The following is a 12,006-nucleotide window of genomic DNA, read 5'->3' on the forward strand; positions in this document are numbered from 1 at the left end:
TTGAAATGCCGCTAACGGTCAGTTTCTAGGCATCTGTATATCCTTCACAACGATATCGCCATCAACCACGACAGGCTCGTCGTCCAAAAATAGCGAGCAATTGCGCATGGGAATATCCAGATGACAGGCCGTATCGTTGGGACCACCCAGTTCGTTATTAGGGCCGGTGGAGAACATCACGTTGCCATAAAAGCTGCGTGGCTCCATGCCCATCCCGCCCGGAAACTCACCGGGCACCATGCGGTGCCACTTGGCATCAGGGTTCATGCCCCAGCCAACATGGCTCATGCCCAGGCCACGTTTGTCGTTGAAGCTGTCCATATAGGATTTAACCAGCTCGGCATCCAAGCCACCTTGAATACCGGTAATCCAGCCCTTCTTGATGGTGTAGGTGATCGGCTCGCGGACATACATGTTCTGAGGCAACAGGACATCGCCGGGCGCCACGACAATGGTGCCGTCTACGCCATCGTCATCACCGCCGGTAAACACGAAGCCAGACGGCCAATGGTCCCAGCGGCCCGGCTCATCGGTACACGCATATTCGGCAACCGTCGGGTAGGTATTAAGCTGGTAAGTAACGTCAGTGCCATGGGGAGAAGTAATACGCATCACCTTGGCCTTGGCCAATAGCTCAGCGGCAATCTCGACCTTCTCTCTGAGTTCCTGGGTTGGCAGCATACGCGCCAGCAGTTCAGGCGGCTCCACAGCGGTAAGAATTCGGGTGCCCGCCGCCTGAATGGCCATCTGTTCTGGGGAGAACAGCAAAAAGATACAGTCGATAAGCATGTCGCAGTTCTTGAGCGCTTCCACCGCCTCGGGCATCGCAGCAAGCCCGGTAGTGCCGACATTCCAACCACCCACAAGAGGCGGTGACGGCAGACGCATATGGTACATATTGGCGCCCAAACGTTGCCCGGCGGCCATGAAAGCATCGGCATAATCGAGGCGGTCGTTACCTTGGGTCAGTACGATGAGCCTTTCATCGGACTGGACGCCGGACATTTTCAACTGGTGAAGGCAGATTTCCGTAAAGCTTGCGTGATCCATAACCACTCCTGCATATCGTCAGTATGACGTTGAGGGCGGTAACCTCTGCCCCGACGCTGGCTGTATTTACCAGCCCAGCATCGAGGCAGACAGTTACCGAGAGATAGCGTCGGTAGAAATAGTCCTACACAGCGGCGCTCTGAGATGACGGCGCACTGACCGGAGCACGCTTTTTACGCCCGAGCTCTTCGGAAATAGCGTTCAGGAAGGCATTGGCCGAAGCCTCATGCGGCTTGGTAGCAAGGCTTATACCCACAAAGAGGAACGTGGAGACAAAGATACCCCATATACCGGCAGGTAAACCCAGCAGGGAGTTACCCGTGGCATACATCCCCAGCACGAACACGCTGGTACCCACGACGCTTGCCAGCGCACCTGCAGCAGTGCCGCGCTTCCAGTAGAAAGCTCCGATAATGGCAGGCACCATGGCGACCAGGCCTGACGAGGTCGCCACCGAAAGCACTGCAATCAGATCCAGCTGCAATTCGGCAAACCCAAGCGCCATCAGGGCAATAACCGGAATCACGATTTTACCCATCAGCAGCTGGCGCTTTTCATTCACGCCAGGCTTGACGTTGGCATACACGTCACGCGACAGCATGGAGGCCAGGGTCAGCATGATGGAATCAATGGTGGAGACGGCGGCTGCCATGATGCCGATCATGACAATGACACCCAGCACCGGTGGGATGAAGTCAGACGCCAGCAGCGTAGGCGTTGCCAGATCCGCTCGCGCCAGATCCGGGAACGCGGCCAGCGCTGAGAAGCCCCACAGTACTGATACCAGCGTATAGATCAGGCCGAATATCAGAAAACCAATCAGCATCTGGCGCATCGCGCGCAGCGAAGATGGCATGAACAGGCGCTGGCTCACCTGTGGATTGGAGAGGCTGAAAAAGAACCAGGGAATGCTTAGCCCAAGGAAGGTCACCAGACTGAAAATGCCGGAACCCGGAACGCTCAGTGATGCCGGATGCTCGGCTTCAAGCGTGCCGAATAATCCGCTGAAGCCGCCCAAGCCCTGGATTACCAGAAAGGCTACTAGCGTAGAGGCAACAATCATCATCAGCGCCTGTAGCGAGTCGGTCCACATGACCGAACGGATACCGGCAATATAGGAGAAGAAAATGGCAATGATTGTGGCGATCACAATACCCGTGGTAAAGGTAATCGCACCATCTGTCATCCCTTGCAGCAGGTAGCCCACGCCAGCCAACTGAACGGCAGAGTAAGGAATTAGAAATATACAACTGGCAAGCGAGACAGCCATAGCTACATGCTTGTTGTTATAGCGATGACCCAGCATCTCACTAGGCGTTACAAACCCGAACTTCTTGCCAACGGCCCAGAAGCGGGGGCCGAAAATGGCCACCAGCGAAACACCGGCAAAGTAGATAATTTCAAAGCCCAGTGCGCCTACACCACCGGCATAGGTAAGCCCGGCCAGGCCGACCATCATAAAGGCGCTATAGGTAGTTGCACTGTAGCTTAAGGCCGAGACAAACCCGTTCATTTGCCGGTTACCCAGAAAGTAACCCGACATGCTTTCTGCCGCGCCCTGGCGTGAGAGAACGGCAATCCCGGTCGCGATCAGTAGATAGATGGCGATCGACCACCAGATCATTGACTCAGTCATTGCCATGCTCCTCGAAGTCTTTGGTGATGAAGATATTCAGTGCGATGACGGCAACCCCCGCACAGGTCCAGAACAGAAAACTGCCGTACCAGGCCGCGACATTCGTTAGTAGGGTGTAAGGCACAAGACAGCTCAAAAGAACCACTATCCAGACTGCCCATATCCACTTGCTGCGTTTCATGATCCACCTCGTTTTGTATTGTCAGAGAGAAGAGTGCGTATTGTTGTGATGAGGCTGGCGTATTGCGGCAACGCGTTGTTCAAGTTGTTGCCAGGGAGGCGCGTCGGGCGCGAAGCGTGCCCGTAGATAGGTTGCCAGGGTAGCGACTTGTGTATCACTGAAGCTGTCGGCAAAACCGGGCATGTTACCTACACCAGGGACGGTGTCAGCATGCACACCGCCTAAAATCGATTGAATAACGTTATCGGGACGCTCGCTGTAAAGGTTGGTATTCAGCGCAAGCGACGTTCTGGCTCGGGTAAACGATGGCAAGCCGTTATCCAGATGGCAGGCGGCACAAGCACCTTCAAACAGGCGCTCGCCCTCCTCCATGCCACTGGGGCTCACCGCCGCTGCGGCCAAGCGTTGCTGGGCATCGACCTGCTGTGCCTCAGTGTCCCCTGACGGGGCCTCCATCTGCTGCGCCACGTAATGGGCGATGGCGCGCACGTCATACTCTGGCAGCTCGCTCAATCCGGCAACGACAGGCGCCATTGGCCCTGAAGCCACGCCATGCAGGGCCGATTCGCCGTGACGTAAATAGTCGTACAGCGAGCTTTCGCTCCAGCCAACGGGAGATTTTGAAAGCGTATTCAAGGCAGGCGCCTCCCAACCATCGACGACGGCACCGGCAAAGTAGTACTTACCGTTCTTTTCCGCGCCCATCGCATTGCGCGGACTATGGCAGGCACTGCAATGCCCCAGTCCTTCGGCGAGATAAGCGCCGCGATTGTAGAGCTCACTTTGCGCAGGATCCGGCTGAAACGGTTTGGGGTCGTGATAAAGCGCATTCCAGGGCGCCATGAGCGCACGCACACTGAAAGGGAACGATAGATCGTTTTGAGGCGCTGGCGCTGCTACGGCCGGCTGGGACATCAGGTAAGCATAGAGCGCCTGAAGGTCGGATTCGCTGGTCTTGGCAAACGCCGTATAGGGAAACGCCGGATACAGATGGCGACCATCGCGGCCAATACCGTGGCGCATCGCACGCTCGAAAGCGGCATAGGACCAGTTGCCAATGCCGGTCGCCTCGTCGGGCGTGATGTTGGTGCTGTAAAGCGTACCAAAGGGTGTCTCAAACGCGTGACCGCCGGTATTGACGGCACCGCCGCTTGCGGTGTGGCAAGCCGCGCAGTCGCCTGCCGCCGCTACGAGTCGCCCGCGCTCGATAGTTTCAGCGGAATAGAGATTGGCCGCTGGCCGCGAGACAGGCGCAATCGCCCCTTTCCAGGGCCAGGCCATGGCCGCGCTACCGGCAACCGTCATGAAGGCAGCGGCCGCCAGCCATTGGCGGCGCGGCGCTTTGCTTTTGCGAGGTAAAAACAGGCTATCACGGCCCTGGGATGCTTCCAGATCCTGCTCTTGCAGCGCCTGCCGTACACGATTGGCCGTAAAAGGCGGCTGACGAAAACGTATGCCGGTGGCATCGAACAATGCATTGGCAATGACGGCAACACCCGGCGAAAATTCGGTATCCTCAAGGGGAACCGGCAACACGGAGGATGCTTCATTTGGCGTCACCACCTGCCTTTCAAGCGAAGACTGGCGCCTGGCCAAAGGCAACTCTTTTTTGGCTTCTAAACTGCCATCGCCCCACTCATCGAAAGCCGGCTCACTTCCCAGTAATGGCCGCGCTTCGCCTAATACTCGCGCTTGAAGCGTGTGTTGCAAACGCGCTGTATCAACCTCGACGCCCGAATCCTGGCCCACGACCAGTCGCGTTAACTGCACGTTCCCCGTGATCCGGTTGACCTCGACATCGGCAATCCAGGCAGAGCGTACGCCACTTTCCAGACGCTGTTGACGGTCGGGTAGCTGTGCATAGGCCAAACCACGGCCCTGCAACACATCACTCGATGCTATACGAGAAGGGGTATTTACCTGCCAGTCAGCTCGCTTGGCAACCGATTCAATAATCTCGCGACCACGTACGTCGTCAAGATAGTGCAGGCGTAACGCCAGCGGGTCCTGGCCGCGCGCATGAGCGACTTCATCAAGAAATGATTCACGGGCGAAGGTCTGTTGAATACCCAGCAGGGTATCGTTCAAAGGCTGCCCCGAGGGGCGCCCGGTATGCGCCGACAGATGCGCGTTTTGGAAGGTATACGGAGAATACAGCGGCTTTTCAGTGTCCGTTAAAACACCCAGCACAAGGGCTCGCCCGCTCAAAAACAGCCCGACGGCTGCCACCTCGCCACTGGCATGCGCCTGCCGGTAGCGATAATGCTCGATGTGATCACCTTCCCCAAAGGCGGCACTTAACGACAGGCGTTGCGCTTGCCCGAGAGCCTTAACATCAACGCTGTACTGTGCATCCAGCCATACAGCGACCGGATGACCCAGCGCACGTGCCATCAGGGCAGCATCCACAGCGGCATCGTCACCACAATGGCGGCCAAGGCCCGAGGCCACGCGCCGCTCTGCTCCCGTGTTGGTATAAAGCGCTATCTGATCCGCATCTAGTGCCGTCAGGGTACTCAAATCCTGGCGCAGCGCTTCCGGCGTTGTGGTTTGTGTCCAGATATCAAGACGGTCGTTTCGATACTCGGCAACCACCCAGCCTTCGGTTTCTCCCCAGCGCATGCGGCTGGGCCAGCCGTAGTCGCGCTCATATCTGTCAGCGTGGCCGCCCTCGACATCAGCTACGCCGGTTTTTTTATGTACCAGAGCCTTGTGATCTTCTTCGTTTACGCGTGCTTGCTGTGCTGGCGTCTCCGCAATTTGGTCGTGTGCCTGCCAGCTTAGAATCAAGTGCTTAGCGGCATCGCGGGCATTTTCAATACTGCTTGCCACGACCCCTACAAAATTCCCCTCAACCACAGCTTTTGCGTCATATGGCAACGTTTTCAGCGCCGATGTATCAACGTGCGCCAGCCGGTCACACGTAAGATGTTCGCCGTTCCAGCGGTAGTGAGGCGGGCGTACTACAACACCGTAGCGCAGGTTCTCGAAGCCGGCGGGCAAGGCAGTTTGATAGGGCTTCACCGTGGAATGGCGCTCAGTCATCAACGCCTCCCAACGCCATCGCGTTGAGTGCGACAGCACGATGAGCGGCATCCAGGATTTCCAGGTGCGTGCCACAACGGCAAAGATGATGCTCCAGCGCCGCCCCAATCTGTTCGGAAGAGGGAGTGGAGGTGTGGTTCAACAACGAACGGATGCTGATAATCATGCCATTCAGGCAATAGCCACACTGTGCTGCCTGCGCATCGATAAACGCTTGTTGAACAGGATCCAGGCGGCCCTTATCGGCCAGCCCGTCCAGTGTCGTGACTTCTCGTCCAACCACCGAGGCGACTGTCAGTACGCAGGCTCTGGCAGCCATGCCATCCACCAGCACACTGCACGCACCGCATTCGCCCAGCCCACAGCCATACTTCGGGCCGTTCAACGCCAGGTCGTTACGCAGTGCGTTGAGCAGAGGTGTTGTAGGCGGAATGGCCAGCTCAACATTCTGTCCATTCACTTTTAGCTTCAGCGTCATAGGGAATTATCATCGTTATTGTTAAAGCAAGTATTTATTTAGAGAGCTCTTATTTATCGGCAGCGCTTACGTAATTGTTAATTATTTTTTTGACAATATTTTATCTATTGTGGCCATCCCCACCTTCAATGCACCTGCACGGTGCAAAGTGTTTTGACTCGCTTAAAAATAGTGCACACACTATAAATACGCGACTATAAAACATATACCACTCTCCTCTCCCATCTCGCAAGTTTTTTATAATGGCAACTTAAAAAAACATAAATATCCATATTAAATATATAGTTACAAGAATCTAATAGATGATGGAAATTATTTAAAGGTTTGAATTGATTTTTCCTTGACCAAAAAATAAATGGCGTATACGTTGTTTTATAGCGTTTCAAATACCCTTTCAAAGGTTTGGCTATTGCCTCCCCTGTGCGTTATGCCAATAAAAACGAGGAAAATAACGTTATGAATAACAAACCCACCATCGCCGTGATTGGCGCAGGTCTTGGCGGCGCTGCTGCTGGCGCCTTGCTGCAGCAGGCCGGTTACCCCACCAAGGTGTACGAGCAGGCCCCGGCATTTTCCCGCCTGGGCGCCGGTATCCATCTGGGTCCCAACGTAATGAAGGTAATGCGGCGCATCGGCATTGAGGACAAGCTCAATGCCATGGGCTCGCACCCCGACCACTGGTTCAGCCGCAACGGCCTGACCGGCGAATACCAGTCGCGTATTCCTCTTGGCGACTTTGCCCACGAACATTACGGCGCGGCATACATCACCGTTCACCGCGGCGACCTACACGAGTTGATGGTCAGCACGCTCGATCAGGAAAATCTTTTCTTCGACAAGCACCTGGTGGATGTCGACGACCAGGGCGGCAAAGTGCGCATGACCTTTGCCGACGGCACCACCGAGGAAGCGGACCTTGTGATCGGCGCCGATGGCGTCAACTCGCAAATTCGCGAAAAACTGCTGGGGTCTGAGGCACCCATCTATAGCGGCTGGGTCGCGCACAGGGCGATCATCTCCGCTGAGAAGCTCAAGGCCTATGATCTGGATTTCGAGGCCTGCGTGAAGTGGTGGTCAGAAGACCGTCATATGATGGTTTACTTCGTTACCGGCGACGAGAAAGAGTACTACTATGTCACCGGCGTACCGGAGCCCGAGTGGAGCCACGGCACGTCCTTCGTTGACAGCTCGCGCGAAGAGATGCGTGAAGCCTTCACGGGCTACCACCCCACCGTTCAGGCATTGATCGATTGCACCGAAACGGTGACCAAGTGGCCGCTTCTGGAACGCAACCCCTTGCCGCTGTGGCACGACAACCGCCTGGTACTGCTGGGCGATGCCTGTCACCCGATGAAACCCCACATGGCTCAGGGGGCTGCCATGGCTATCGAGGATGCTGCCATGCTGGTCCGCTGCCTGGAAGAAGTGGGCGCCCACGACTATCGTAATGCTTTCGAGCTCTACCGCACCAACCGCTTCGAGCGGGCCTCTCGCGTGCAGAAGGTTTCCCATGACAACACTTGGCTGCGCCAGGATGAGGACCCCGCCTGGGTCTTCGGCTACGACGTGTTCGAGACGCCGTTGAAAGCACCTGAAGCCGTTAGTGAGGAGAGCCCGGCATGACCGATACGACCTCTGCCAGCACGTACCGCTACGGCGCCAACGTCCACGCCAACGGTATTCGCCAGCACTACCTGCGCTTTGGCGGCGAGTCAGCTTCCACCGGGCAAGCGCTGGTGCTGATCCCGGGTATCACAAGCCCCGCCGTCACCTGGGCATTCGTCGCCGAGCGCCTCGGCCAACACTTCGATACTTACGTGTTGGATGTGCGCGGGCGGGGGCTCTCCTCCACGGGGCCGGAGCTTGACTACGATATTGATACCTGTGCCGATGATGTCATCGCTTTTATCAAAGCGCTGGGGCTTGAAAACGTAATCCTCGCCGGCCACTCCATGGGCGCACGCTTTGCCCTGCGCGCCATGACCCGTGGCGCACGCGGCATCGACAAGTTGGTGCTGATCGACCCGCCTGTCTCCGGCCCCGGGCGCCGGGAGTATCCCAGCAAGCTGCCCTGGTACGTGGACTCCATTCGCGACTGCACCCATGGCGCCGATCTAGACACTATGCGCGCCTACTGCCCCACCTGGAGCGAGGAGCAGCTGCGCCTGCGCGCCGAGTGGCTGCACACGTGCTATACGCCGGCCATCGTGCAGGCCTTCGAGGAGTTCCATAGTGTGGATATCCACCAGGATCTCCCTGCTATCAAGGTGCCCTTGCTTCTGATCTGCGCTGGCAAAGGCGGCGTGATCCAGGAGGAAGATCGCGAAGAGATCCAAACGCTGTTGCCGTCGATTCGTATTACTACCGCCGCGAATGCAGGCCACATGATTCCCTGGGATGACTTCGAAGGTTTCTTCACAGCCTTCGAAGACTTCCTCGGCACCCCACTCTGAGAGGCCGATTGCCATGACGCTTGAAACCAAGACCTATCGTATCGGCCAGATCGTGCCGAGCTCCAACATCACCATGGAGACGGAAATTCCCGCCATGCTCACCGCACGGCAGTTGATTCGCCCCGAACGCTTTACCTTTCACTCCAGCCGCATGCGCATGAAAACCGTGAGCAAAGACGAGCTGGCCGCCATGGACGGGGAGTCCGACCGCTGCGCGCTGGAGCTTTCCGATGCCGCCGTGGACGTCATGGGGTACGCCTGCCTAGTGGCCATCATGTCGATGGGCCCTGGCTATCACCGTGAGTCGCAGAAGCGTCTGCGCCGCCGCACTGAAGAGAACGGCTGCGATACGCCGGTCGTCACCAGCGCCGGTGCACTCGTGGATGCTCTGCATGTCATGAAGGCCAAGCGTGTGGTCGTGGTAGCTCCCTACATGAAGCCGCTGACCGAGATGGTCGTGGACTATATCCGCCAGGAAGGGGTTGAGGTAGTCGACTATCGCGCCCTGGAAATTCCCAACAACCTTGACGTGGCGCGTCATGACCCGGCCAAGCTGCCCGAGATCGTGGCCAGTCTCGACCTGAGCGATATCGATGCCATCGTGCTCTCGGCCTGCGTGCAGATGCCCTCACTTCCAGCCGTCGCCAAGGTCGAGGCGCTGACCGGCAAGCCGGTGGTGACCGCTGCCATCGCCACCACCTACGCCATGCTCAAGGCGCTGGACCTGGAGCCGGTGGTGCCCGGCGCGGGCGCCCTGCTCTCTGGCGCCTACTAGGAGCTTACCCATGGCAACCCCTGATGCGATTCAAGACAGCTCGCTTCAAAACGACTCGGGTCATGAAGAAAACTCAGCCCAGGAGAACTATCGGGGCGTCTGGGACGGGCGCATCGGTTTCGGGCGCAAGGCAGCACTTCTGGTGGTGGACTTCATGCAGGGCTACGTGCGTGAGGAGTCGCCGCTTTTCGCCCCCGGCGTCGTCGAGGCCGTGGCCAACATGCCGCCGCTTTTGGATGCCGCTCGGCAGAGTGGCACCCCGGTCATCCACACCAATATTCTCTACCATGCGCCGGATCAGGTCGATGGCGGCATCTGGGTGAAGAAGTCGCCGGTCATGCGCGCCATGGTAGCTGGCAACCCCTTCGCCGAGTTCTGCACTGAAGTGGTGCCGGATTCAACTGAGCCGGTTATCACCAAGCAGTACGCGAGCGCCTTCTTCGGCACTTCGCTTGCATCGATGCTGGTGGCCATGGGCGTCGATACGATCATCGTCACCGGCTGCTCGACCAGTGGCTGCATTCGTGCCACCGCCGTCGACGGCCTGCAGTACGGTTTCCGCGTGATGGTAGTGCGCGACTGTGTGGGCGACCGCCACCCTGATCCGCACGAGGCGAACCTGTTCGACATCGACAGCAAGTACGGCGATGTCATCGACCGCCAGGCAGCGATCGATCATTTGCTGGGAGGCTGAACAGCACTTCTAAAAGGCCGCTTTGCGGCCTTTTGGCTTCTTAACACTCACTGTTCATTAAAAGAGGAAGGAGTACTTCAACGCTCGCCAGCTCGCAAAACCAACAAACCACAATAAAACGCTTTGCGTTGATCCCACTGACAACATAACAGGTAACTTACATGACACTTCGCCGTTTGATAATAGCGTCCGTTTTGGGCTTCACCCTGCCCCTGAGTTCCGGACTTCTAGCCGATGACTTTCCCGAGCGTGCGCTCACCCTCGTCGTTCCCTGGCCCGCTGGCGGCGCCTATGACCTGGCGGCCCGTTTAATGGCCGAGCATGCTGGCACGGCACTCTCTGTCCCCATCGTCGTTCAAAATGTGACGGGGGCGGCCGGGTCTACGGGCATTCGCCACGTAGCTGAGTCCGACCCAGATGGCTATACCCTAGGTATGATGGGTACCCATGCCATCGCCCAAAGCTACATGAACCCCAATGCCACGCCATTGGACGAACTTGAGGCGCTGGTATTCATCGGCCCCGAGCCAGCCGCGTTCGCGGTGGGCAGCGATACGGGCATCACGGATATTGCTGACTATCTGCAAACACTCCAGGAATCGCCCGGCGCAATTATCAACGGTAACGACTCGCCCGGCGGCTTCTCCTATATCGCAGCCAGCATGCTTGAGTCGCAGTTTGACGTTACACTGACGAAGATCCCCTATCAGGGTTACGCCCCCACCTTCTCGGCATTGCTTTCTGGCGAGGTCATGTCCGCCCTGCTGCCAATACCGTTATTAGCTGACCAGCACGCCTCGGGGCAGCTCCAGATACTGGGCGTGGCCTCAGATGCGCGCCACCCCTTTGCACCGGATGTTCCTACCTTCAAGGAGCAAGGTTATGACTTCACGGCGGAGGACTTCTTTATGCTTTATCTGCCACAAGGCGTACCCAATGAGCGCCGCGACACGTTGGAGTCGGCTTTCTACACACTGCTTGAAGACGAAGCGTTTCAGTTGGCGGCAAGTGAGGTGGGCTTAGTGATAGCTCCGCAACCTAGGGAGGCAAGCTCAGATTACCTTACCCAGCGCGCCGATGAGGTCTACGAAATCCTTTCTTCCGCCAATCTGGTGGATGACGCGCTGACGCGCTGACGGCTCCTGCTCACGGCTTAGGAGAGACGCCATGCGTTCGTTTAACGCTTTTCTTGATCGCGCCGTCGGGCGCGATCTTGCCTGTGGACTGCTTTTCAGTGGCATTGCCCTTGTCGGGTTCATCAACGTAAGTGGCAATACAATGCTGATGAACACGCTAGGCCGAGGCCCTGATCCAGGTCCCGCACTGCTGCCGCTGACCGTTCTCAGCTTCATGTTGCTGGGAGGCAGCCTTCTACTTCTCAAGGGGCTGGCCGGTTGGGCACTGCACTCGCGCAGGACAGCCGAGCAGACGCCGCCCCAAAATAACGTTCCCTTTGGCCGTCACACGCACGCGGTGGCCCTGTTTGTTTCTCTTTTGGCGCTGCCGAGCGTGGTGACATCGCTTGGTTTCTTGCCAGCGACCTGGCTTTTCGCCACCCCTTGGCTCATCTGGCTGGAGTATCGTCGCTGCCATCGCCTGCGTCGTGCCTTACTGCTCGGCATCATGACCGCCGCATTGCTAAGCCTTGCGCTGTATCTGATCTTCATCACCCTACTGGGTGTCGCTCTATGACG

At 57.5% G+C, this 12,006-nt stretch carries 11 protein-coding genes; 6 read left to right on the forward strand and 5 right to left on the reverse strand.

The features are described from left to right. Window positions 1-18 precede the first annotated feature (18 nt). The 5 genes from ELY25_RS15615 to ELY25_RS15635 all read right to left on the reverse strand — a co-directional run bounded on the left by ELY25_RS15615 (window position 19) and on the right by ELY25_RS15635 (window position 6,390). Entirely contained in the window at window positions 19-1,050 is a 1,032-nt protein-coding gene (locus tag ELY25_RS15615) for a 2,5-dihydroxypyridine 5,6-dioxygenase NicX family protein (RefSeq protein WP_126952191.1), read from the reverse strand. Between the two features lie 124 nt (window positions 1,051-1,174). Continuing rightward, window positions 1,175-2,686: a sodium:solute symporter family protein gene (locus ELY25_RS15620; protein WP_126952192.1), complete on the reverse strand. Its 1,512-nt coding sequence runs from the start codon at window positions 2,684-2,686 to the stop codon at window positions 1,175-1,177. Beyond that, a complete protein-coding gene (locus tag ELY25_RS15625) occupies window positions 2,679-2,867 on the reverse strand; it encodes a hypothetical protein (RefSeq protein ID WP_126952193.1) in 189 nt (62 codons plus the stop codon). The genes ELY25_RS15620 and ELY25_RS15625 overlap by 8 nt, the downstream gene beginning before the upstream one ends. 21 nt (window positions 2,868-2,888) lie before the next feature. Further along, window positions 2,889-5,912 carry a c-type cytochrome gene (locus tag ELY25_RS15630; RefSeq protein ID WP_126952194.1) on the reverse strand — a complete coding sequence of 1,008 codons (3,024 nt, stop codon included), beginning with the start codon at window positions 5,910-5,912 and terminating at the stop codon, window positions 2,889-2,891. Continuing rightward, entirely contained in the window at window positions 5,905-6,390 is a 486-nt protein-coding gene (locus ELY25_RS15635) for a (2Fe-2S)-binding protein (RefSeq protein ID WP_126952195.1), read from the reverse strand. The genes ELY25_RS15630 and ELY25_RS15635 overlap by 8 nt, the downstream gene beginning before the upstream one ends. A gap of 456 nt (window positions 6,391-6,846) precedes the next feature. Between ELY25_RS15635 and ELY25_RS15640 the strand changes: the two genes are divergently transcribed. The 6 genes from ELY25_RS15640 to ELY25_RS15665 all read left to right on the forward strand — a co-directional run bounded on the left by ELY25_RS15640 (window position 6,847) and on the right by ELY25_RS15665 (window position 12,004). Then, a complete protein-coding gene (locus tag ELY25_RS15640; RefSeq protein ID WP_126952196.1) occupies window positions 6,847-8,013 on the forward strand; it encodes an FAD-dependent monooxygenase in 1,167 nt (388 codons plus the stop codon). Beyond that, entirely contained in the window at window positions 8,010-8,843 is an 834-nt protein-coding gene (locus tag ELY25_RS15645) for an alpha/beta fold hydrolase (protein ID WP_126952197.1), read from the forward strand. Before ELY25_RS15640 ends, ELY25_RS15645 begins: the two co-directional genes overlap by 4 nt. A 13-nt stretch (window positions 8,844-8,856) precedes the next feature. Then, window positions 8,857-9,618 (forward strand): maleate cis-trans isomerase family protein, encoded by a 762-nt coding sequence (locus ELY25_RS15650; protein ID WP_018916975.1) that lies wholly within the window; start codon window positions 8,857-8,859, stop codon window positions 9,616-9,618. A gap of 10 nt (window positions 9,619-9,628) precedes the next feature. Next, window positions 9,629-10,312, forward strand: a complete 684-nt coding sequence (locus ELY25_RS15655; protein WP_126952198.1) for an N-carbamoylsarcosine amidohydrolase — start codon at window positions 9,629-9,631, stop codon at window positions 10,310-10,312. Between the two features lie 161 nt (window positions 10,313-10,473). Further along, window positions 10,474-11,448 (forward strand): Bug family tripartite tricarboxylate transporter substrate binding protein, encoded by a 975-nt coding sequence (locus ELY25_RS15660; RefSeq protein WP_126952199.1) that lies wholly within the window; start codon window positions 10,474-10,476, stop codon window positions 11,446-11,448. Between the two features lie 31 nt (window positions 11,449-11,479). Beyond that, entirely contained in the window at window positions 11,480-12,004 is a 525-nt protein-coding gene (locus tag ELY25_RS15665) for a tripartite tricarboxylate transporter TctB family protein (protein ID WP_126952200.1), read from the forward strand. The last annotated feature ends 2 nt before the right edge of the window (window positions 12,005-12,006 follow it).

Source organism: Vreelandella populi (genome assembly GCF_003989825.1).
GTDB lineage: Bacteria > Pseudomonadota > Gammaproteobacteria > Pseudomonadales > Halomonadaceae > Vreelandella > Vreelandella populi.